Genomic DNA, 21,776 nt, shown 5'->3' with positions numbered 1-21,776 from the left:
GGAGACAGGCATGAGTCAGCATGTGCGCAAACTGGCGGCAGGTGCCACCCGTCTCTACCGCTTCCCGGCGCTGGGCCAGAGCGGGGAAGAGGCCAGAAGCCAGCAGGAAGAGTTCGAATACGGCTACCAGCAGGGGCTGGAGCAGGGACAGGCGGAAGGGTATCAGGCCGGTTACCAGCAGGGGCTGGCCAGTGGCCTGTTCGAGGGGGAGGCCAAGGGGCTGCAACAGGGACAGGTGCGCGGTCTGGCCCAGGGGCTGGCCGAGGGACGTGCAGCCTTCGATGAGGCCATGGTGCCCTTTGCAACGTTGCAGCAGCAGTGGGAATCCCTGACCCGGGCCCGGATGCTGGAACAGAAGGCCCTGGTCGCCCAGCTGGTGGCCCAGGTGGCCAAGCGCGTGATCCAGGCCGAGTTCACCCTCAATCCCCAGCAGGTGCTCCAGCAGGTGGAGCAGGCCATGGCCAGTCTGCCGAGCGAGTCGGAAGAGCTGGTGATCTACCTCAACGAAGGAGATCGGCAGCGCCTGGCCGAGCAGGGGGTGACCCGCTGCGAGAAGTGGCCGTTGCAGGTGGACCCGGCACTGGCCGTGGGGGACGCCCGCATCGAGACACGGGCCGCGGTGGTCGAGATCAACACGGGGGAGCGCCTCGGCCGCTGCATAGAACAACTCAACCAGACCCTGGAACTCTCTTCGGATGCATGATGCGCTGCAACAGGCGCTGACCTGTGCCCTCGATAGCCTGGAGGAGGTGCCCGGCTATCGTCGTTATGGCAGGTTGGTGCGCGTGACCGGCCTGACTCTGGAAGTCGTGGGGTGCCAGCTCATCATGGGGCAGCGCTGCGAGGTGGAGACCGCCACCGGCGCCGCCCTGCTGGCGGAAGTGGTCGGCTTCAACCGGGACATTTCCTACCTGATGCCGCTCCAGCCCATGAGCGGTCTCTATGCCGGCGCCCGGGTGCTGCCCGTCGACGGAGAGGAGACCATCCGGGTCGGCGAGCATCTGCTTGGCCGGGTCGTGGATGGCCTGCTGCAACCGCTGGACGGCCGTCCCCTGAAAGAGGAAGGGGAACGGGTTCCCCTGTTTTCCTCCCCTCCCAATCCCCTGTTGCGCACCCCGGTGCGCGAGCCGCTCGACGTGGGCATCCGGGCAATCAATGGCCTGCTGACGGTGGGCAAGGGTCAGCGTCTGGGACTGTTTGCCGGTTCCGGTGTGGGCAAGAGCATGCTGCTCGGCATGATGACCCGCAATACCAGCGCCCGCATCGTGGTGGTGGGGCTCATCGGCGAGCGTGGCCGGGAGGTGCGGGAGTTCATCGAACACAGCCTGGGCAGCGAGGGGCTTGCCCGCGCCGTGGTGATCGCGGCACCGGCGGATCAATCCCCCCTGATGCGGCTGCGCGCCGCCCAGCTGTGCCACCGCATCGCCGAATATTTCCGCGAACAGGGTCAGGATGTGTTGCTGCTGATGGACTCCCTGACCCGCTACGCCCAGGCCCAGCGGGAAATCGCGCTGGCCATCGGCGAACCCCCTGCGACCCGCGGCTATCCGCCCTCGGTGTTCAGCCTGCTCACCCAGCTGGTGGAGCGGGCGGGCAACGGCACGCACCCCGAGGGCAGCCTGAGCGCCTTCTATACCGTGCTGGCGGAAGGGGATGACCAGCAGGATCCCGTGGTGGATTCCGCCAGGGCCATTCTCGATGGTCACATCGTGCTGACCCGCCGCCTGGCGGAGGAGGGGCACTATCCCGCCATCGACATCGGTGCCTCGGTGAGCCGGGTGATGCCTCAGGTGGTCTCTCCCGAATGGCAGGGGCTGGCGGTGAATCTGCGCCAGCTCTGGGGCCGTTACCAGCAGGTGCGTGAGTTGCTGCCCCTGGGGGGTTATCAGCCCGGGGCGGATCCCCAGATGGACGAGGCGGTCCAGCGCTATCCTGCCATCGCCAGCTTCCTGCAGCAGGGCATTCAGGAAGAGACGCCCATCACCCAGGTGCTGGGCGGTCTCAAGCATGTGCTCGGCAGGGCGTAAGGAGGCGGCGTGCTGAAATCCTATCTCGGTCTGCAGCAGGATGCCCTGGAGGCCATGGGCAAGGAGCGGCAGCGTCTGCGCGAGGTGGCGATGAAGGAGGAGCACCGAGCCCTCAGGCTGCAGGAGGTCATCGAGACGATGCACCCGGGCTCGTCGAGCTTTCATCCCCTGCTGTGGCAGAACAAGCAGCAGATGCAGGGGCAGCTTCGCCACCTGCTGACCCACCAGTTGCAGCAGTGTGCGCTCGCCAGCCAGGATCTGGCTCATCACGAGGGGCAGCTCGTCAGGCAGTTCGGTCGGGTCAAGGGGCTGGAGCTGTTGCTGGACAAGCGGGCCCTGGCGGCCCGTCAGCGTCAGGAGTCAGGTGAGCAGCGGCAGCTCGACGAACTCGCCGCACTGGGTCATCGTGCCCGGCAGGGAACGTAAAGGGTCAGTCGGGGAAGTGCTCCTGCCTGCCATAGGATGACTCCTGGCCCAGCAGGGTGTGGATGGTCTCTATCTGGCCTGCCAGCAGGCGGCCGTTCTGCTCGTTCTGGCGGCGGCACTGTAGCAGCAACTGCTCCAGCCGCTGCCACTGCTCGTCCACTTGCTGGCGCAGCGGGGAGGGGAGCTTGCCGATGAGGATGGCCATGCCCCGTTCGTCAGGTTTGAGCCCCAGTGCCTGGAGATGTTCGCAGCGCAGCCTGACCTGGTGCTGGATCTCGCCCATGAGCCGGGTCTGTTGCCGGTTGTGTTCCGTCAGCCCGGCCACGTCGTGGCTTGCCAGCAGACGGTACTGATTGAGCAGCAACTGCAGCAGGTCGGCGTAGCGGCCACAATCCTGCCGGATGCCGATGATCAACTGCTGGATCCGTTGTTTGGGAGGCAGACTCATCGGCGATGCATGTCCAGAATGGCCTGGCTCAGGGCATCCATGTCCAGTTCGAGCCGACCCTCGCTGATGGCCTGGCGGATCTGGTTGACCTTCTCCATGTCCACATCAGAGGTGGAGGCCAGCTCGACCCTCGCCTGATTGATGGTCTGGGCGGTGGCGCTGATCCTGGCTTCTCCCTGGTTGGCCTGGGGCTGGGGTGCCGGTGTGGCTCCCGCCTTGCGCTGAGACTGGGGTTGAACGTAGACAGGGTCGGTGCGTGTGATTTTCATAACGTGAATTCCTGGTGGTCTCTCTTGTGACAGGCGACCCTGAGGTGGCCGAACTTGAATCAAACTCGCCATTTCTGCGCTAAAAGCGGGTTTCGACTTCCCCCTTGTCAACCACCCAAGCCTGGATCTCTTTGCCGGAGCCGAGATTCCTGACCCTCACCCCTTCACCGATGGCACCATTTGACAAGGCCGTTCCACGGGTCGTGGCGGAAAAGCCCGGTTGCCCGGCCCGGATCAGCACCCCTTCCCCTGCCCGGACGGCCCAGGCCTGTTGCAGATCGAGTTCACCGACCAGTTGCCCCATCCTCAGATGGCGAAGGCTCTTGCTGCCTGCCAGGGGCTGCGAGCTGTGGGTGAAGCCCCGCTGCAACCGGCTGGCATCGAGGGATTTCTCCAGCAGATCCTCCGGGGCGATGACATGTCCCTTGGGGATGTCCCGTGCAGCCGCCCAGACCGGCAACATCAGGGTGACCTCCACCCGGGCCCGCAACTGCCAGGCGGGCTCGGTACATTCCACCAGATAGGGGCGCCGCCCCCAGGGCTGGCGATACTGCCCGCCAGCCTGGAAGCGAACCGCCTGACGACATGCCGGCAGGTGGGCCACGGCGGGGGAGAGCCAGACCTGATAGTCGGCCCGGGTCTCTGGCCAGCCTTGCTGGCGCTGATACTCCCCCAGTGCCGTTTCGGCATCCGCCCTCAGACCGTCGGTCAACTGCTGCGACAGCGACGAAGTGGCCGCCCACGAGGGGAGTGCCAGGAGCAGCAGGGCAAGGAGACCTGCTCGCTTCCCTATGGGAAACAATGCTTCCCCTTTTGTCACTCTTGTCAGCCAGGGGTGATGGCCTGACCAGCGGAAACAACGGTTTTTCATGATTGGCATGAGTCTTGATAAAGGATGCACCGGTCTGACTGGTTCACAAGAAGGATGAAGCATGAGTATCTCATTTGACAGTGCGCTTGGCGTACACCCCTATGCCCTCGATGTGCGGGCAGACAGGGCTCGTATTCTGGCAGGGAACTTGGCCAATGTGGATACCCCGGGCTATCTGGCACGGGATGTGGATTACAAGGCCATCCTCGGCCGGGTCGCCCGGCAGGTGGAGGCAGGAGAGCCGGGCAGCACCATCAGCGAGGGCACCATCGGCAATGACATGCAACATCCCCTCTACCGCATACCCTATCAGGTCTCCATGGATGGCAACACCGCAGAGCTCAGCGTGGAGCAGAGCAAGTTTGCCAGCAATGCCACCGACTTCCAGACCAGTCTCACCTTCCTGAATATGAAAATCACCGGGATCGCCAAGGCGATCGAGGGCCGTTAATCATGTCGTTCAATCGCATCTATGACATCGCCGGCAGCGCCATGCGGGCGCAGACCGTCCGCCTTGACACAGTGGCTTCCAACCTCGCCAACGTCGACAGCGCCGCCGGCAGCGAAGAGGCCGCCTTCCGCGCCATCAAGCCCGTCTTCTCCACCCTCTATCAGCGGGTGCAGGAGGCCGAGGGGCTGGGGGCCGCCCAGGTGCAGATCGCCGGTATCGTCCAGTCTGACCGCCAAGTGGAGAAACGTCTGGAGCCGACCAATCCCCTGGCCGACGGGGATGGCTTCGTTTACTACTCCAACGTCAACGCGGTGGAAGAGATGGCGGACATGATGAGCGCCTCCCGGGGATTCGAGACCTCGGTCGAGGTGATCAACCGCATCAACAGCATGCAGCAAGGGCTGCTGCGTCTTGGTCAGGGGGTGTAAATGAGCCTGCCTCAAGTCAGCAGCCTGGATACCGCCCGCAGCGCCAGCCAGCGCGCCGCCACCCCTGAGATCGCCGCCAACGGTACTTCCGAGGGGCAGGGGGTCCAGCTTCGCAACGAATTCCTGCAGATGATGGTGGCCCAGATCCAGAACCAGGATCCCACCAACCCCCTGGATGGTGCCCAGTACGTTACCCAGCTAGCCCAGTTCAGCATGGTGGAAGGGGTCGAGAGCCTGAAAGTGCTGCAGCAGAAGTCCATCAACATGATGGACACCCAGCAGGTGCTCCAGAGCACGGATCTCATCGACAAGGAAGTGATGGTGCCGAGCCAGACCCTTGGCCAGGAGCAGGAGAAAGCGATCCGCGGTCAGGTGGAGCTGGGCGGCGCGGCCGACACGGTCGAGCTCAAGGTCTATGACAAGCACGGCACCCTGGTCGCCACCAAGAACTGGGGCGAGAGCAAGGCGGGGGCGCTGGATTACGAATTGCCGGTACTGCCCGTTGGCGAATACAGCTTCGAGGTGAAGGCTTCCCTGGGGGGAGTCGCCACCACCACCCGCAATTATGTAGCCAGCCAGGTGGAGCGCGTCAGCTTGCCGGGCACGGGCGAGATCATGCTGCAAGTGGCAGGCGTGGGGGAGGTTCCCCTGTTCAGCGCCGTCCAGTTTGGCAAGTCGGCGTAACCAGATAGGAGCGAAACATGTCTTTTAATATCGGACTGAGTGGCCTGCGCGCCGTCAACCAGGAATTGAGCGTCATCAGCAACAACGTGGCCAACGCCAGCACCGCCGGTTTCAAGTCCAGCCGTGCCGAGTTTGCCGCCATCTACGGTGGCGGCCAGGCCGGCGGCGTGGAGATGAGCAACGTCTCCCAGAACTTCGATCGCAACGGGGATGTGACCCGTACCGGGCGGGGCCTGGATCTGGCCATCTCCGGCAACGGCTTCTTCGTGCTCAAGGATGACAACGGTCAGACCTCCTATACCCGGGCCGGCCTGTTCCAGCGTGATGCCAGCAACTACCTGATCACCGCCAGCGGCAACCGTCTGCAGGGTTATGTGACCAATGATGCGGGTGAGCTGCAATCCGGCGTGGTGGGTGACATTCAGGTCAAGGCGGGCAGCCTGGCGGCCAAGCCGTCCGACACCCTGGAGTTCGTGGCGAACCTCAAGGCGGACGCCAGCGTCATCGACCAGGGGCTGCACCCCTTCGATCCCGCCAAGGCGGACAGCTTCAGCTACTCCCAGTCCAGCAAGGTGTATGACTCTCTCGGGGTCGAGCACACCGTCACCCAGTATTTCGTGAAGACCGGCGAGAACACCTGGCAGGTCAACTATGCCTTCAACGGGACCCAGACCGGTGCGCCGGTGACCATGGAGTTCAACACCAACGGCACCCTGAAGTCGCCGACCACGGCCCCCGTGCTGAACCTGGCCCCCGCCGGTGCCGAGCCCATCACCCTCACCGCCGATCTGGCCCGGGTCAGCCAGTACGCCTCCGATTTCAACGCAACGCGCAACCAGTCCAACGGCTATACCGCCGGGGATCTGACCGGGGTCAGGGTGGATGCGGACGGTGGCGTCTACGCCACCTTCACCAACGGCCAGAGCCTGCTCCAGGGTCAGGTGGTGATGGCGAACTTCGCCAATCCCCAGGGCCTGCTGCAAGCCAACAACACCACCTGGCAGCAGTCGTTCAGCTCGGGCCAGCCCGTGCTGGGGGCACCGGGCAGCGGGACCCTGGGCGGCCTGACGGCGGGAGCCTACGAGGCATCCAACGTCGACTTGACCGGGGAACTGGTCAGCCTGATGACCTCCCAGCGCAACTACCAGGCCAACGCCAAGACCATCAGCTCGGCGGACAAGATGACCCAGGTCCTGTTCAACTCCTTCTAAGGCGTGATCCGTGGAAAAGCTTATCTATACCGCCATGTCGGGGGCGCAACACACCCTCATGGCCCAGCAGATCCGGGCCAACAACCTGGCCAACGTGAATACCGCAGGTTTTCGTGCCGACTTCGAGCGGGCGTCCGCCTATGCCCTGACCGGCGATGGCTACCAGAGCCGGGTCATGGCCAGGGAAGAGCAGGCGGGAACCGACTTTCGGGCGGGTGCCCTGATGCAGACCGGCCGCAAGCTGGACGTGGCGATCCGCGGCGACGGTTTTCTCACCGTGCAGACAGCAGACGGCAAGGAGGCCTACACCCGTGCCGGCAACCTGGAGGTGGACGGGGAGGGGTTGCTGACCCTCAACGGCCGTCCCGTGCTCGGGGATGGCGGCGAGATGGTGCTGCCCGCCTATCGGGATCTGAGCTTTGGCAAGGATGGCTCCCTCAGCATCACCCCGCCGGGGGGCGGTGCCCGTCTGGACGTGGGCCGGCTCAAGCTGGTGAACCCGGATCCGGCCGAGCTGGTCAAGGGGGCTGACGGCCTGTTTCGCCAGCGCCAGGGCGGGGATGCGGAGATCAGCGAGCAGGTGGTGCTGGCGTCCGGTTTCCTCGAGGGGGCCAACGTGAACGCGGTGGACGAGCTGATCGGCAGCATGTCCCTGACCCGCAATTTCGAGTTGCAGGTCAAGTTGATGAAGACGGCGGACGAGCAGGCCAGGCAGGGTGCCAGGCTGATCTCTGGCCAGGGCTGACGGTCGGCCATGGCGGCCGGGAATGAATACTGACGGGATGCACCCCGTTCGAACGAATCAGGTGGAGAAACGAAGATGCATGCAGCGCTTTGGGTGAGCAAGACGGGTCTGTCGGCACAGGATGCCAAGATGGCCAGCATTTCCAACAACCTGGCCAACGTCAACACGGTCGGTTTCAAGCGTGATCGGGTGGCGTTCGAGGATCTGTTCTATCAGGTTCAGCGCCAGCCCGGTGCCCAGCAGGATCAGCAGAACCTGTCCCCCATCGGCATCCAGATGGGTAACGGTGTGCGGGTGGTCGGCACCCAGAAGGTATTCACGCCAGGGCAGTTCCAGAACACCAACCAGGAGCTGGACATGGCGGTGGTGGGGGCCGGTTTCTTCAGCGTCGAGCGCCCGGATGGCGAGACGGCCTATACCCGCAACGGTCAATGGCACCGCAATGCGGAAGGGCTGCTGGTCAATGCCGACGGCCTGCCCATGCTGCCGCAGATCCAGATCCCGGACAACGCCACCAAGATCGCGATCGGCACCGACGGCACCGTGAGCGCCACCCTGCCGGGACAGCAGGAGAACGTGGAGCTTGGGCGCATCACCCTGACCAACTTCTCCAACCCGGCCGGTCTGGAAGCCCTGGGGGGCAACCTCTACCGGGCGACCGGTGCCTCCGGTGAAGCCATCGAAGGGGTCCCGGGTGAAGAGGCCATGGGGGCCATCAAGCAGTTCACCCTGGAGAGTTCCAACGTGAACGTGGTGGAAGAGATGGTGGACATGATCACCACCCAGCGCGCCTACGAGATGAATGCCAAGGTGGTCTCCTCCGCCGATCAGATGCTCAAGTTCGTGACCCAGGCGCTGTGATGATGAGGCCGGTGTGGTATTGCGTCGTGCTCGCCCTGCTGCTGGGGGGCTGCTCCACCTATGAGTTGCAGGCCCCCGAGCCCGGTGACGAGAAGTGGGCCCCTTCCCGCTCCGAGCTGACGAAAGCCGGGGTGGGGGAGGATGGCAGCCTCTACCGTAACGACTACATGATGACCCTGTTCCAGGATCGCCGTGCCTACCGGGTCGGCGACATCCTGACCGTCATGCTGGAGGAGCGCACCCAGTCCAGCAAGAAGGCCAACACCAGCATGAACAAGAACAGCAATCTGAGCGTGCCTGTGCCTTCCATCGGCGGTGTTTCCCGACCGGACTGGAGCGCCTCTATCAAGGCGGATCGCGACTTCGACGGCGGGGCGACCTCCAGCCAGCAGAATACCCTGGCGGGGGCCATCACGGTCACCGTGGCCGAAGTGATGCCCAACGGGGTGCTGGGGATCCGGGGGGAGAAGTGGATCCGCCTCAACCAGGGGGATGAGTACATCCGTCTGGGGGGCATGGTGCGGGTCGAGGACATCGACCAGAGCAACCGCATCTCGTCCCAGCGCATCGCCGATGCCCGCATCACCTATGCCGGTCGTGGCGCCCTGGCCGACAGCAACCAGATGGGCTGGCTGTCGCGCTTCTTCAGTTCCGCCTTCTCCCCCTTGTGAGGATTTCGATGAACAGATGGTATATCGCCCTGCTCTGCCTGGCGCTGTCGGGCGTGGCCGGCGCCGCTGCCCCCGCCAAACGGGCCCTGCTGGACATTGCCGACGTGCAGGGGATGAGAGCCAACCAGCTGGTGGGCTATGGCCTGGTGGTCGGCCTCTCCGGCACCGGGGATCGCAGCCAGGTCAAATTCACCGGCCAGTCCATGACCAACATGCTCAAGCAGTTCGGGGTACAACTGCCTGATGACATCGATCCCAAGCTCAAGAACGTGGCAGCCGTCTCCGTGCAGGCGACGCTGCCCGCCCTCGCTGGCAAGGGTCAGCAGATGGACGTGACCGTGACCTCCATCGGCGATGCCAAGAGCCTGAGAGGCGGCTCGCTGCTGCTCACTCCCCTGCGCGGCATCGACGGTGAAGTCTATGCGGTCGCCCAGGGCAACCTGGTGGTGGCCGGTGTCAAGGCGGAGGGGCAATCCGGCTCCTCCGTGACCATCAACGTGCCGACGGCCGGCATCATCCCGAACGGTGCCATCATCGAGCGGGAGGTGGCCAGCAACTTCTCGGACAAGCCGGAAGTGACGCTCAACCTGCACCAGCCCAACTTCAAGACGGCCCGCAACGTGGAGCGGGAGATCAACCGCCAGCTCGGCCCCGTGGCCAAGGCGGTCAGCGCCGGTCGCATCCAGATTGCGGCCCCCCGCGATGAGAGCCAGCGCATCTCCTTCATGGCCCTGTTGCAGGACATCCAGGTGGACATGGGCAAGGAGCGGCCACGAGTCGTCTTCAACAGCCGTACCGGCACCGTGGTCATGGGGCAGGGGGTCAAGGTGCACAAGGCAGCGGTCAGCCATGGCAGCCTGACGGTCACCATAGGTGAGAGCCAGACGGTGAGCCAGCCCAACGCCTTCTCCAACGGGCGGACCACCACGACGCCCAACTCCCAGATCCAGGTTGACCGGGAGCGCAACAACATGTTTGTCTGGCCAGATGGCACCTCCCTGGAGGTGATCGTCAAGGCGGTGAATTCCCTGGGGGCGACCCCGGATGATGTCATGGCCATCCTGCAAGCCCTCGACGAGGCGGGAGCCCTCGAAGGCGAGCTGGTGGTCATCTAAGGATCTCTATGACCAGAATTACCTCGGAGCCTGGTTTCTATCAGGATCTCAATGAACTGCAGCAGATAAAGAGCAACCCGGATCAGCGCGCGGCCCTGGAGGCGGCGGCCGGCCAGTTCGAGGTGAGCTTCCTGCAGACGGTGCTCAAGCACATGCGTTCGGCGTCCGACGCCATGCAGGATGAAGAGGACAGGCTTATCAAGGGGGAGTCCCTCTACCGCGACATGTACGACAGCCAGCTCGCGATGAGCCTGGTCAAGCGCGGCGGCATGGGGCTCAAGGAGCAGATGGTCAATCAACTGGCCCCCACATTAAAGAATGCCGAGCCGGTGGTCGCTTCAGACTCCCAGACCCTGGCTGCCTTCAGTCAGCCTCTGAATTCGGCAAAAATGAGGAAAGTTGACTGATGTCGCTGCTCAGTATCGGTTTTAGCGGACTCAATGCATCGCAGATCGCATTGAACATCTCTGCCCAGAATATCGCCAACGTCAATACCATCGGGTACAGCCGCCAGGAGGCCATGATGGGCAGCCTGTCGGGCTTTGGCCGGATGGACAACGGCATGGGGGTCGAGGTGACCGGGGTTCGCAGGATCACCGATGACTATCTGGTCTCCCAGCACTGGCGCAGCCGCTCCGCGACCGGCTCCTCCTATGCTTTTCACCAGTACATCAATACGACAGAGCAGTTGCTCGGCAGCGAGTCGATGAACATCACCAAGGGGCTGGACAGTTTCTTTGCGTCCCTGAGCGCCGCCCTCGACAGCCCGGAAACACCGGCGCAGCGCAGCCAGATCGTCAGCTCGGCCGGTGCCCTGGCCAACCGCTTCGGCCAGTTGAACGAGAGCCTGCTGACCCAGGAGAAGCAGATCGACGATCAGCTGGGCAGCACCATTACCCAGGTGAACAGCTATCTCAAGCAGGTGGCGGAGCTCAACACCCAGATCGGCGAGCAGGCTTCCAAGGGGGTCAACACCTCGGCGCTGGAAGACAGCCGCGAGCAGATAGTGCGCGAGCTGTCGACCTTCATGGAGGTGCGGGTCAACCGTCAGAGCGACGGCTCCTTCTCCCTGAGCCTGCCCCAGGGCCAGCCCCTGGTGCTGGCCGGCAGCAGCAGCACCCTCTCTCTGGCCGGTGACACCCTGAGCCTGAGCTTCGGGCCGCAATCCTTCGAGGTCCCCAGGCTTCAGGGCGGCACCCTGGCGGGCGTGCTGGAATATCGCACCACAGTGCTGCGCCCCCTGCGCGACGAGCTGAACCAGATCGCGAAGAAGCTGGCGGATGACTTCAACGCCAAGCAGGCGGGTGGCGTCGATCTGAACGGCGATCCCGGCAAACCCCTGTTCAGCTACGACCCCCTCAATCCCTCCGGCACCCTCAAGGTGGCCGACGGCTTTACCGGGGATCACCTCGCCTTCGCCAAGGCGGGGGGCGGCAACGGCGACAACCGCAACCTGCAGGAGCTGCTGACCATCAAGGATGATCAGTACGATGCCTACAGCGCCCTGCTTGGCAAGATGGCGGTGCAGAGCGGTCAGGCCAAGGCGACCATGGAGGCCGATGCCAACATGGAGAAACAGCTCGCCACCAAGCTCAGCAGCGTGAGCGGCGTCAACCTGGATGAGGAAGGGGTCAAGGTGATGGCCTACACCAAGGCGTATCAGGCCAATGCCAAGGTGATCAGCACGTCGGATCAACTCTTCAATTCCATTCTCAACATGTTCTGACGGAGTCCGCATGCGCATCAGCACCAACCAGATCCAGCTCAGCATGCTCGACAACCTGCAGCGGGGCTTTGGCGACTACGCCCGGCTGGATCGCCAGATCTCCTCCAACAAGCGGATCCTGCAGCCTTCGGACGATCCCGTGGGCAGCGTGCAACTGCTTGGTCTGAAGAAAGAGCAGGTGGCCATGGCCCAGTACCAGAAGAACATCGCCAATGCCAAGAGCCAGCTATCCCAGGGGGAGCTGCAGTTCGAGACCATGACCAACATGCTGAGCCGGTTGCGGGAGCTGACCCAGACGGCAGCCAACGGTTCCCTCTCCGAGGACGATCGCCGGGCGGTGTCCAGCGAGGCGGCCATCATCAAGGAGGGACTGCTGGATCTCGTCAATGCCCGCAACGAGAACGGTTCAAGCCTGTTCAGCGGCAGCCAGGTGGACAAGACCCCCATCGTCCAGGGTCCGGGTGGCGGCTATCTCTATCAGGGGGATGCTCTGGTGCGGGAGGTGGAGATTGCCCGGGGGGTGACGGTGTCCCTCAACCAGACCGCAGACAGCCTGTTCATCCAGAACGGGGATTTCTTCAAGCAGCTGGACGACATGGTGGCGGCCTTCGATGCCGGCGCACCGGATGCGGCGGATCAGGCCAGAGCCATGCTGGATCGCAGCAAGACCCTGCAGGATGACATCAGCCAGATGGTGAGCACCATAGGGGCACGCATCAATCTGCTGGATCAGGTGGACGAGGGTCATGCCGAGAAGAGCACCTATAGCAAGGAAGTGAGCAATCAGATAGAGTCCCTCGACTACGCGGGGGCCGTGACCCAGCAGGCGCATGTGCTGATGGCTCTGCAGGTGCAACAGCAGGCCTTCGCCAAGGTGAATGGCCTGAGCCTGTTCAACTACATGCCCTAAATCTGTCTAAGGAGCCAGGATGCAGATTCAACAAACCCGTCCGGGGAGCGTGGCCGAAACGCCGGCCCAACCCAGGTTGCAAGGTCGTTCGACTGCCCAGGCTACTTCTCCCCAGACTCCTCGCAATGAACGCCAGCCCAATGTCATCCGGCTCGATCGCTGGGCCCTGATCGGCACGGCGCAGCAGCGCATCGCCCATGCCCAGGGGGGCGAACAGGCCCTGAGCCAGGTGTGGGGCGAGCTGAAGCGCCTGGAGCAGCAGCTCGGCCAGCAGAAGGCGGCGAGCGGGGATCTGGTCTCCCGTCTCAAGGTACTGGAAGAGAAGCTGACCCAGCCGCAGGCGCCACTGACGAGCGAGCTCAGGCCACGCTTGCTGGCGTCGGCCACGGACAGCAGGGTGCACTACAGCGCGGAGCGGCTCGATCTGCTGAGCCCAAGGGCGAGTGCCGAGCGTCTCGTCTTCTCCTTCCCTCAGACCAGCAGCGCCGTCGAGGTGCTGCTGCCCGCCGATGCCAGTGAAGCGGAGGCGGCCGCCCGTCTGGATCGCGCGCTGCGCAAGGAGCATATCCAGGCGCGCCTGAACGAGCTGGGCAAGCTGGAGCTGAGCGTACCGGATCAGCACAGGCGCAAGCTGGATGAACCCGTGCTGCTGAGCGGCGAGGGCATCCGCATTCCCGCCGGCAACCCGGTACCCGTGCAGTTCAAGCCAAAGGCGGGGCAGTTGACCCAGCTCGGCGAGGGGCTCGACAAGGGGGAGATCAAACAGGAGCAGCAACGGCTGAAGCGACTGCTCGGGGAGATAGAGCAGTCGGTGCGCGAGCTCAAGCAGTTTCGCCAGCGGATGGTGAAGCAGCTCGATCGGGTGAAGTCACGCAGCCAGAACCTGCAGCAGGAGGAGCTGGTCCAGTTGCAGGGCAAGCTCAGCCTCCAGCTCAAGGAAGGGGGCTTCATGGGGACCATGTCCGGCCTGCTTGCCCAGGCTAACGTCTCGCGCCAGAACGTGGTGGCGCTGCTCACCTAGGGGGCCAGGTCCCGTTCACGACAGAAAACCGCCATGCAGCTCGCTGGCGGTTTTCTGTTTTCAGGGCTTGAGCAGGGCGTACAGGGAGATGTCCGACGCGAAGCCGGAGTCGTTGAGCCCCTGTTCTATGGTCTTGATAAAGCTCGCATTGTGCTGGCGTATGGTGTGGTAGCTGTAGAAGAGGTTGACCACGTCCTGCTCGTCCAGCTCCTTGTCCATGGCCAGCAGGCAGAGGTAGTTGCGCAACAGGAAGTAGTCGACCACCAGCAGTTGATAGGCCTGGCACTTGTCGCCCTGCTGCAGCGGGAAGTTGTGGTGATAGACGTAGTAGAGCAGGTAGTTGTCCAGGATCTGGGGATGGCTGGCCAGGAAGGGGGCGACCCTGTCGTGCCAGACCTGCTGCAGGCGTGCAAGCTTGTCCTCGTCGTAGGTTCCCTCCAGTACCCCGTTGATCTTGTCGAGGCAGACCTGCATGGTCTGCCGCCCCCGTCTCCCCTGGGAATAGGCCAGCAACTGGTGGGTCATGGTTCTGAGGCCCCACCACTGCAGTCTGGGCAGGGCGGGCAACTGCTCGAACATGGTGTTGAGCTCCCCGCGTTCGGCCAGTACCGCCACCTGATCGAGGAAGGCCTCGTGGGAGAGTTGCGCAGGATCCCGATGGATCAGCATGCCGACCAGCCATAGCCGAATCGCCACGGGGATATCCGTGGCGGCCAGCACGTGAATGCTCAGGCTGTGCAACGTCGCCATGGCGTTGGAGGGGGGCGGAGCGAAGGGCAGGGGCTGGGTGAGCTCGGTGACCTCGGTCTGCATCGCCAGGGGGTCAAGCAACAACTGGCGGCACACCTGGGGGCAGGAGAGCATCAGGGACCTCTTGAGCTGGTTGCCGATGCGGGTCTGGGCTCTGGGGTAGGTCTTGCAGGTGTGACTCAGGGCATCCTGACCCGCCTTGCTGTGGATCTGGCACAGGCGGTTTTCATCGAGGAAGGGGCAGGCGCCCTGTTCGTCGAGCTTTATCTCCCCCCAGCGCTCGTTGCTCTGCTTCACCTTGATGATGTGCAGCTTGCTCAGGGACTTGACCGTGGGGTCGGGGTGGCGTTCATAGCTGCGGAAGGTCTGCTTGTCGATGCTGATGGTCCAGCTGTGGCAGCAGTTGTCCTCGCAGCGATCGCCGATGCACTGGAAATGTTGAACGAAATGCGGTGTGTAGAGCGAAGCAGCCATGTCGCCATCCGGTAGTGAGAGAGGACGTTTTAAAAGCAATAAGCATGCCGGATGGGGGAGGCGGCGAGCACCCGGGATACCGGAATGCCCGGGAGGGGGCCAGAAGAAAAATATGCGGAGGGAAGATTACATTTCTGCGCGAAAGGGGTCGTCTCTATCTGATGTCAACCTAACGGGCTGCTGTGCAGCGTTTAACTCGAGGAATACATCATGGGCTTGTCCATCCATACCAACTTCGCCTCCCTGACCACCCAGAACCAGCTGAACAACACCAACAAGATGCTGGGCACCGCCATGCAGCGCCTGGGTACCGGTCTTCGCATCAACTCCGCCGCCGACGACGCGGCCGGTCTGCAGATGGCTACCCGCCTGCAAGCCCAGTCCAACGGCCAGAAGGTCGGTATGCGCAACGCCCAGGATGCCATCTCCATGATGCAGACCGCCGAAGGCGCCCTGGACGAGATGACCAACATCGTTCAGCGCATGAAGGATCTGGCTACCCAGGGTGCCAACGGCACTACCAGCACCGAAGACTACACCGCCCTGAACGCCGAGTTCGGCGAGCTGTCGAAAGAGCTGGCCAACATCACCGACAACACCACCTTCGGTGGCCAGTCCCTGCTGAAGAAAGCCGCTGGCAACTTCGAGAAGGGTGCGGTCAAGTTCCAGATCGGTGGCTCCGCCGCCGAGACCCTGAGCGTGGACATCTCCACCGACCTGAAGAAAGTGACCGGTTCCACCGCTGGCTCCGGCCTGGATGGTACCGCAGTCAAGGGTGGCGGTATCGGTGATCAGACCAAAGCCAATGCCGCCATCACCGAGATGGAAACCTTCCTGAAAGACATTGGCAGCGCCCGTTCCTCCTTCGGTGCCAACATCAACCGTCTGGAGCACACCGTCAACAACCTCTCCAACATGAAAGAGAACACCGACATGGCGAACGGTCGCATCATGGATGCCGACTTCGCTCAAGAGAGCACCAACATGACCAAGAACCAGATGCTGATGCAGGCTGGCATGTCCGTGCTGTCCAACTCCAACCAGATGACCGGCATGGTGACCTCCCTGCTGCGTTGATGTTGGTGGCACCCATCCCCCTGGTGGGTGCCTTTTTTCCGTTTCCCCTCCCAGCTCCTCCTGCGCCCTCTTTTTTCATCATATTTTTCACCCGCAGCTCAAGTCTTGCCTCGCACCTGTCGCTTCTCTCCTTCGTACGGTTATCCGCTGCGGTAGCAGCCTTCTTCGAGGAATAGATCATGGGTTTGTCCATTCATACCAACTTCGCTTCTCTGACCACTCAGAACCAGCTGAACAACACCAACAAGATGCTGGGCACCGCCATGCAGCGCCTGGGTACCGGTCTTCGCATCAACTCCGCCGCCGATGACGCCGCCGGTCTGCAGATGGCCACCCGTCTGCAAGCCCAGTCCAACGGCCAGAAGGTCGGCATGCGCAACGCCCAGGACGCCGTCTCCATGATGCAGACCGCCGAAGGTGCCATGGACGAGATGACCAACATCGTTCAGCGCATGAAAGACCTGGCCACCCAGGGCGCCAACGGCACCGCGAGCGCGGAAGACCGTCTGGCCATGGGCACCGAAATGAAGGAGCTGTCTGCCGAGCTGAAGAACATCAGCGACAACACCAAGTTTGGTGGTCAGGCTCTGATCAGCGATGCGGGCAAGTTCGGCGCTGCAGCAGTGACCTTCCAGATCGGTGGTTCCGCCGCCGAGAAGCTGGATGTGGATGCCAGCGGCAATGTTCAGGCCGTCAACGCAGCCATTGATACCGCGCAAACCGATTTTGCCACCGCCGATGTGGCGGCCACCGCCCTGGCCTCCACTGCCTTCAACGCGCAGATCACCAAGATGGAAGACGCCCTGGATGCCATCGGTACCGCCCGTTCCCAGTTCGGTGCCAACATCAACCGTCTGGAGCACACCGTCAATAACCTCTCCAACATGAAAGAGAACACCGACATGGCGAACGGCCGCATCATGGATGCCGACTTCGCCCAGGAGAGCACCAACATGACCAAGAACCAGATGCTGATGCAGGCTGGCATGTCCGTGCTGTCCAACTCCAACCAGATGACCGGCATGGTGACTTCCCTGCTGCGTTGATGGTTTGCCGGGCCGCCCCGAGAGGGGCGGCTCTTGTTTGACAACCGCTTGCCGGTTGGAAAGGGCCGAGCCGGTCTTTTCCAACGGGCATGCCACCGAATAAGGGGATAAAGATGCAAATAGATCCGGCCAGCACGGCGATGCAACTGGTTGCCGTCGAGCGCCAGAACATGGACAAGCTGCTGAAGAAGCAGCTGGACAGCGTCAAGGCGCAGCAGAGCGCCATCAGCAGCCTCACCACCAAGCTGTCGAGTTTCCAGACCCTGCTCAAGGATCTGAACAAGGCGAGCAGCCTGCAGGCTCAGAAGGCCACCTTGTCCCAGGAAGGACTCATGACGGTGACGAGCAACGGCAAGGCCAGCTCGGGTCAGTACAGCTTCTTTGTGGAGCAGCTTGCCCAGTCCCATCAGGTCGGCTTGCAGCTTGACAGTGACACGGCACCGCTGCCGGCAGACGGCGTCTTCTCCCTGACCGTCAAGGGCAAGACCTTGGACATCGACCTGGCCTCTCTCCCGGCTGGCGCCACCGTCAAGGATCTGGTCTCCCAGATCAACAATGCCAAGGACAACCCGGGTGTGAAGGCGACCCTGGTACGTACCGACGGCAAGGTCAGCATGGTACTGACCAGCAAGGAGAGCGGCGTGGAGAACGCCATCACCCTGGGGTACAGCGGGGATGGCGCCAATGCCCTCGGGGTGGCGATGGCCGGCAAGACGGACATCACCCAGGCGCAGGACGCCAAGCTGCGCATGGGGGGGGACAACCCTCTCACCATCACCTCTGCCAGCAACAAGATAGAGAACGTGGTGGATGGCCTGACGTTCCAGCTGACCAAGGCGCAAAAGGCGGATGATGCTCCGCTGCTGGTCACGGTGGATCAGGACAAGGAGGCGGTTACCGGCTCCCTCAAGAAGTTTGTCGACAGTTACAACGAATTGGTGGATGAGCTGGCCAAGATGACCTCCAGCGATCCCAAGGCGCCGGGAGCCCTCTCCTCCGACAGCGGGGTACGCAGCCTCAAGAGCGTGATTGCCCGCAGCGTGCGGGAGCTGCCCGATGATCTGACTCTGGGGAGCCTGGGGATCAAGACCGACAAGGCGGGCAAGCTCTCCTTCAACGAGACCGACTTCAACAAGGCGCTGGAGAAGGATCCCGAGCTGCTCGGCAAGGCACTCATGGGCGACGATGGTCTGCTCAAGCGGATGAGCAATGCCCTGGACCCCTATACCAAGCGGGACGGTGCACTAAAGGGACGCAAGACAGGTCTTGAAGCGAACGAGAAGCGGGTGAACGAGCGGATGGAGGCGCTGGATCGGCGCATGGATTCCGCGTATAAGCGCTACCTCAATCAGTTCACCACCATGAACCAGATGTTGCAGACCATGGGCGCCCTGTGAGACGGCTAGCCCGTAACACTTTGAATAAGCGAGTTTTTCATGTTTGAACCCCAAGAAGGCTATGACGCCTACCAGTTCGCCGCCACCCAGGCCAAGGCAGCGAGCGCCGATCCGCACCAGCTGGTGCTGATGTTGATGGATGGCCTGCTCGACGAAATAGCCAGGGCCGAGGGCCACATTCTGGCCAGGCAGTACGAGCGCAAGGGGCAGTCCATCAACAAGTGTCTGCAGATCCTGGGAGGGCTCGACAGTGCCCTCGACATGGACAAGGGCGGCGAGCTGGCCAGCAACCTGCACCGTTTGTACGACTACTGCGGCCAGCGGCTGTTCGAGATCAGTGTGGCCAACGATGTCGCGGGCTTTGCAGAGGTGCGTCGCATCCTGCTGGAGCTGAAAGAGGGTTGGGAAGCGATGGCCCGCCATCCCCGTTGATGCGGAAATCCACCTTCCTCATGGGGCAAAGGTCGGAACTAACGTATTGAAATATAATGTTTATATATTTGGCCTGCTCCTTGCTTGCCCGCAAGGTCGTCCTATTTTGAGGCCATCATCATGTCCATGACAGGAGCCGTGCCCCCCGGTGCGGAACGCGAGACACGTCAGCGCCAGCTTCTGGGGCTCGGGCGTCTTATCTTGCAGCAGGCCCGCGCCGGACAGTGGGATGCGGTGCGGCTGGCGGATCAGCGTCTGGCCCAGCTGGTGGCGCATCTGAACAGCCAGCCTGCATTGTGGCAATCCCTGATGCCGGCCCGGGATCAGGTGCGCCACTGGCATCGGGAAGCCTTCGCGCTCTGTGAGCAGGAAACGGCGCTGCGCAAGCAGGAGTGGGACAGCCTCTCCCGCAAGCGGGAAGGATTGCAGGCCTACGACGAGGCGCAGACATGGGCATGATCCCTCTCCCCGTGGCAGAGACACTGCCCGCTTCCCCATCCGGTGGTTTTACCCGCCTCTCCCGCCAGCCTGACGGGCAGGGGGAAGAGTACCAGCCTCTGGATCTTCCGCAGGAGGCGATGCTTCCTCCGTCCACCGCCCCTTCCGCCCCCGTCGACGAGACGGAGCAGGAGGAAAGCGTCGAAGTGGCTGCGGATGTCGCCGAGCAACTCGCCGCCTTCAACCAGATGCCACCACCTTTTGTCCGACAGGAGGAGGGACGCCTTCCTCCTGTCCGTTTGTCATCGAGTGCCGGCCTTGCCCCCGTCGGTGAGATGCAACCCGCCTCCTCGCCTGTGCTGCGCGCCCTCAGCGGGTTCGAGCGAATGGAAGGGGAGCGGATGCCGGTGCCGCCGGTTTCCGTTGGCAAGGAGAGCCTCCCTCAACCTGCTGGGGAGCTGGCCATGCGAATGCTCCAGCCCACTGCCCAGGGCGAGCTGCCTGCGACCCGGAGTGCGGCAGTGGTGGTGCCTCTTCCCGGGGAGCCCGCCCCGGAGCGGGAGGCCAGCGTCACCGAATTCAAGGCAATGGCGGGGTTGTCGCCCACGCTCTCTGCCGCCAGGCCTGCGGAATACCAGTGGGCGCCGGCGCGTCTTGCCGCAAGCGAGGCCCAGTGGGGCCAGCAACTGGTCGATGTGCTCAAAGACAGGGTCGAGCTGCAGGTGAACCATAGCATCAAGCAGGCCCATATTCGCCTCGACCCCCCAGAGCTGGGTCGCCTCGAACTGACCGTGAGGATGGAAGGGGATCGGCTCAACGTGCAGCTCAACGTGACCAACCCGGCGGTGCGTGAAGCCCTGATCCAGTCGATGGAGCGGCTTCGCATGAGTTTGGCTCCCCATCATGCTGGTGGTGTCGAGGTGAACGTGGGCCAGGGGGGAGAGCAGGAGCGGGGGGATCGCTGGCAGCAGGAGAAGATCCTGGCAGGTCGACGACAGTGGCAGGAAGAACAGGACGCATCGGGCAGTGCTGGCCAGGATTGGCTCAACACCCTGGTGTGACATTTCAAGATCTGGCAATAGCGAGAGTGATTTCAAATTATGCGGCGTGTCATGAAGTGGTTGATGGTGATAATGATGGCGCTGTGCCTGCTGGCGGCGCTGGCCTATGGCGCTTATCTCAAGCGGGATACGGTTGCCGTCTGGCTGGGCCTGGCAGAAGCCAAGCCCGAGCTGAGCAAGACGCCGCTGTTCAAACCGATGGAGCGTTTCGTCATCAGCCTGGAGGGAGACAGAGAGCCCCACTATCTGGTGCTGGAGCTGGCGCTGGTCACCCACAATCCCCAGCAGCTGGAGACGCTCAACGAGCTGACCCCCCTGATCCGCAATGCCATGGTGCAATATTTCAGCCATCGCTCCCATGAGGCGGTGAAGCAGGAATTGCAGAACATCTCGGCCCTGCAGACCTCTCTGCTCGGCAAACTGGTGGGAACCCTGGAGGGGTATGGCTACAAGCCCTATCTGGATGAAGTGCTGGTTACCAAGGTCCTGGTGCAGTAGCGAACATGATGGACGCTGGTTGGGATACTCCCTGCGAACTGACCGCCTCCGCTCCCCGCACCGGTGAGCAGGCGATCCTGAGCCGTTATCTGCCTCTGGTGAAGCGGGCAGCCACTCACCTGCGCAGTCAGGTGAGCGCCAGCTTCGATCAGGAGGACATGGAGCAGGTCGGCATGATGGGGCTGCTGGAGGCCTGGCGTCGCTATGGGGGTGAACCGGATGCCCAGTTCGAGAGCTATGCCTTCAAGCGGGTGCGGGGAGCCATGCTGGATGAGCTGCGGCGCCTCGACTGGCGCCCCCGTCAGCTGCGCCAGCAGGTGCACGGTCACAACCAGGTACAGCGGGAGCTGTTCAACCGTCTAGGGCGCAACCCGACCGAGCAGGAGCTGGCACAGGCGCTTTCCTGCACCGTCGAGGAGGTGCGCCAGCTCGCCTATGCGAGCCAGGCCGAGGCGTTGCAGAGTCTGGAGGAGTGGCTGGAGAACGGGGGCAGGGCGCCCGCATCCGAGTCTGACGATCAGGATCTGGCCATGACCCTTGGCAAGGTGCTCGGCACCCTGGACAAGCGTGAACAGCTGCTGCTTTCCCTCTATTACCAGCAGGAATTGAACATGAAGGAGATTGCACTGGTGCTCGGGTTGACCGAGTCGCGGGTGTGCCAGCTCCACAAGCAGTGCGTCCTTCAGCTCAAGCAGCGATTGGTCGACTCCATATAGTTATGCCTCTCCCCGCGGGGGGA

27 protein-coding genes are annotated in these 21,776 nt (G+C 63.0%); 23 read left to right on the top strand and 4 right to left on the bottom strand.

Annotated elements, in window-relative coordinates:
- Positions 1–10 precede the first annotated feature (10 nt).
- Genes lfiH through lfiJ form a run of 3 tightly spaced genes read left to right on the top strand, consistent with a single transcriptional unit; the run spans position 11 to position 2,453 of the window.
- Complete coding sequence (gene lfiH / locus AB7E19_RS09790; RefSeq protein ID WP_041211826.1) at positions 11–703, top strand: lateral flagellar assembly protein FliH; 693 nt, start codon at positions 11–13, stop codon at positions 701–703.
- Complete coding sequence (gene lfiI / locus AB7E19_RS09785; RefSeq protein ID WP_041214019.1) at positions 696–2,027, top strand: lateral flagellar FliI-like assembly ATPase LfiI; 1,332 nt, start codon at positions 696–698, stop codon at positions 2,025–2,027. The genes lfiH and lfiI overlap by 8 nt, the downstream gene beginning before the upstream one ends.
- A gap of 9 nt (positions 2,028–2,036) precedes the next feature.
- Positions 2,037–2,453: a lateral flagellar protein LfiJ gene (gene lfiJ / locus AB7E19_RS09780; RefSeq protein ID WP_041211824.1), complete on the top strand. Its 417-nt coding sequence runs from the start codon at positions 2,037–2,039 to the stop codon at positions 2,451–2,453.
- Between the two features lie 4 nt (positions 2,454–2,457).
- On the opposite strand, the gene flgN is transcribed toward lfiJ, so the two are convergent.
- From flgN to lfgA, 3 genes are all read right to left on the bottom strand, one after another.
- On the bottom strand, positions 2,458–2,901 hold the full coding sequence (gene flgN / locus AB7E19_RS09775) for a flagellar protein FlgN (RefSeq protein WP_042015073.1): 444 nt from the start codon (positions 2,899–2,901) through the stop codon (positions 2,458–2,460).
- The gene (flgM, locus tag AB7E19_RS09770; RefSeq protein ID WP_322131487.1) at positions 2,898–3,170 is read right to left on the bottom strand and encodes a flagellar biosynthesis anti-sigma factor FlgM; all 273 of its coding nucleotides are present in this window, start codon (positions 3,168–3,170) and stop codon (positions 2,898–2,900) included. The genes flgN and flgM overlap by 4 nt, the downstream gene beginning before the upstream one ends.
- A 79-nt stretch (positions 3,171–3,249) precedes the next feature.
- Positions 3,250–4,041, bottom strand: a complete 792-nt coding sequence (gene lfgA / locus AB7E19_RS09765) for a lateral flagellar basal body P-ring formation protein LfgA (protein WP_322131486.1) — start codon at positions 4,039–4,041, stop codon at positions 3,250–3,252.
- A 61-nt stretch (positions 4,042–4,102) separates the two neighbouring features.
- On the opposite strand from lfgA, the gene lfgB reads away from it, so the two are divergent.
- The 12 genes from lfgB (at position 4,103) to AB7E19_RS09705 (ending at position 13,864) form a co-directional block, all read left to right on the top strand.
- The gene (lfgB, locus tag AB7E19_RS09760; RefSeq protein WP_322131485.1) at positions 4,103–4,492 is read left to right on the top strand and encodes a lateral flagellar basal body rod protein LfgB; all 390 of its coding nucleotides are present in this window, start codon (positions 4,103–4,105) and stop codon (positions 4,490–4,492) included.
- A gap of 2 nt (positions 4,493–4,494) precedes the next feature.
- Complete coding sequence (gene flgCL, locus AB7E19_RS09755; protein ID WP_041211819.1) at positions 4,495–4,920, top strand: lateral flagellar basal body rod protein FlgCL; 426 nt, start codon at positions 4,495–4,497, stop codon at positions 4,918–4,920.
- Positions 4,921–5,604, top strand: coding sequence for a flagellar hook assembly protein FlgD (locus tag AB7E19_RS09750; RefSeq protein WP_319894525.1), 684 nt, complete (start codon positions 4,921–4,923; stop codon positions 5,602–5,604). It begins immediately after the preceding gene.
- 17 nt (positions 5,605–5,621) lie between these two features.
- On the top strand, positions 5,622–6,815 hold the full coding sequence (gene flgEL / locus AB7E19_RS09745) for a lateral flagellar hook protein FlgEL (protein ID WP_041211817.1): 1,194 nt from the start codon (positions 5,622–5,624) through the stop codon (positions 6,813–6,815).
- A gap of 10 nt (positions 6,816–6,825) precedes the next feature.
- Positions 6,826–7,560, top strand: coding sequence for a lateral flagellar basal-body rod protein LfgF (gene lfgF / locus AB7E19_RS09740; protein ID WP_041214015.1), 735 nt, complete (start codon positions 6,826–6,828; stop codon positions 7,558–7,560).
- Positions 7,561–7,635: 75 nt separating this feature from the next.
- Positions 7,636–8,421, top strand: coding sequence for a lateral flagellar basal-body rod protein LfgG (gene lfgG, locus AB7E19_RS09735; protein WP_041211815.1), 786 nt, complete (start codon positions 7,636–7,638; stop codon positions 8,419–8,421).
- Complete coding sequence (gene flgH / locus AB7E19_RS09730) at positions 8,421–9,092, top strand: flagellar basal body L-ring protein FlgH (RefSeq protein WP_041211814.1); 672 nt, start codon at positions 8,421–8,423, stop codon at positions 9,090–9,092. The genes lfgG and flgH overlap by 1 nt, the downstream gene beginning before the upstream one ends.
- A gap of 8 nt (positions 9,093–9,100) precedes the next feature.
- Positions 9,101–10,207, top strand: coding sequence for a lateral flagellar basal body P-ring FlgIL (gene fgIL / locus AB7E19_RS09725; RefSeq protein ID WP_041214014.1), 1,107 nt, complete (start codon positions 9,101–9,103; stop codon positions 10,205–10,207).
- An 8-nt stretch (positions 10,208–10,215) separates the two neighbouring features.
- Positions 10,216–10,614, top strand: coding sequence for a rod-binding protein (locus AB7E19_RS09720; RefSeq protein ID WP_041211812.1), 399 nt, complete (start codon positions 10,216–10,218; stop codon positions 10,612–10,614).
- Positions 10,614–11,933, top strand: a complete 1,320-nt coding sequence (gene lfgK / locus AB7E19_RS09715) for a lateral flagellar hook-associated protein LfgK (protein ID WP_041211811.1) — start codon at positions 10,614–10,616, stop codon at positions 11,931–11,933. Before AB7E19_RS09720 ends, lfgK begins: the two co-directional genes overlap by 1 nt.
- A 10-nt stretch (positions 11,934–11,943) precedes the next feature.
- Positions 11,944–12,843 (top strand): lateral flagellar hook-associated protein LfgL, encoded by a 900-nt coding sequence (gene lfgL, locus AB7E19_RS09710; protein ID WP_322131484.1) that lies wholly within the window; start codon positions 11,944–11,946, stop codon positions 12,841–12,843.
- A gap of 19 nt (positions 12,844–12,862) precedes the next feature.
- Positions 12,863–13,864, top strand: coding sequence for a hypothetical protein (locus AB7E19_RS09705; RefSeq protein ID WP_042015081.1), 1,002 nt, complete (start codon positions 12,863–12,865; stop codon positions 13,862–13,864).
- 60 nt (positions 13,865–13,924) lie between these two features.
- Here AB7E19_RS09705 and fliB read toward each other — a convergent pair whose 3' ends face one another.
- Positions 13,925–15,088 carry a flagellin lysine-N-methylase gene (fliB, locus tag AB7E19_RS09700; protein WP_427935094.1) on the bottom strand — a complete coding sequence of 388 codons (1,164 nt, stop codon included), beginning with the start codon at positions 15,086–15,088 and terminating at the stop codon, positions 13,925–13,927.
- A gap of 210 nt (positions 15,089–15,298) precedes the next feature.
- Between fliB and lafA (AB7E19_RS09695) the strand changes: the two genes are divergently transcribed.
- From lafA (AB7E19_RS09695) to lafS, 8 genes are all read left to right on the top strand, one after another.
- Positions 15,299–16,165, top strand: a complete 867-nt coding sequence (gene lafA / locus AB7E19_RS09695; protein WP_045522180.1) for a lateral flagellin LafA — start codon at positions 15,299–15,301, stop codon at positions 16,163–16,165.
- Between the two features lie 179 nt (positions 16,166–16,344).
- Complete coding sequence (gene lafA / locus AB7E19_RS09690) at positions 16,345–17,211, top strand: lateral flagellin LafA (RefSeq protein WP_201969881.1); 867 nt, start codon at positions 16,345–16,347, stop codon at positions 17,209–17,211.
- Positions 17,212–17,324: 113 nt separating this feature from the next.
- Positions 17,325–18,608: a lateral flagellar capping protein LafB gene (lafB, locus tag AB7E19_RS09685; RefSeq protein WP_041211805.1), complete on the top strand. Its 1,284-nt coding sequence runs from the start codon at positions 17,325–17,327 to the stop codon at positions 18,606–18,608.
- Between the two features lie 39 nt (positions 18,609–18,647).
- On the top strand, positions 18,648–19,040 hold the full coding sequence (lafC, locus tag AB7E19_RS09680) for a lateral flagellar export chaperone LafC (RefSeq protein WP_041211804.1): 393 nt from the start codon (positions 18,648–18,650) through the stop codon (positions 19,038–19,040).
- Positions 19,041–19,160: 120 nt separating this feature from the next.
- Positions 19,161–19,499, top strand: coding sequence for a hypothetical protein (locus tag AB7E19_RS09675; protein ID WP_041214009.1), 339 nt, complete (start codon positions 19,161–19,163; stop codon positions 19,497–19,499).
- Positions 19,500–19,510: 11 nt separating this feature from the next.
- Entirely contained in the window at positions 19,511–20,539 is a 1,029-nt protein-coding gene (locus tag AB7E19_RS09670) for a flagellar hook-length control protein FliK (RefSeq protein ID WP_427935090.1), read from the top strand.
- A gap of 39 nt (positions 20,540–20,578) precedes the next feature.
- Complete coding sequence (lafF, locus tag AB7E19_RS09665; protein WP_041211801.1) at positions 20,579–21,037, top strand: lateral flagellar basal body-associated protein LafF; 459 nt, start codon at positions 20,579–20,581, stop codon at positions 21,035–21,037.
- 5 nt (positions 21,038–21,042) lie between these two features.
- Complete coding sequence (lafS, locus tag AB7E19_RS09660) at positions 21,043–21,753, top strand: lateral flagellar system RNA polymerase sigma factor LafS (protein ID WP_139737869.1); 711 nt, start codon at positions 21,043–21,045, stop codon at positions 21,751–21,753.
- The last annotated feature ends 23 nt before the right edge of the window (positions 21,754–21,776 follow it).

It is taken from the genome of Aeromonas sp. (genome assembly GCF_050252055.1).
In the GTDB taxonomy this organism is placed as follows: Bacteria; Pseudomonadota; Gammaproteobacteria; order Enterobacterales; family Aeromonadaceae; genus Aeromonas; species Aeromonas caviae.
Note: the sequence above shows the minus strand (reverse complement) of the source record. Positions and strands in the feature narration are given on the sequence as shown.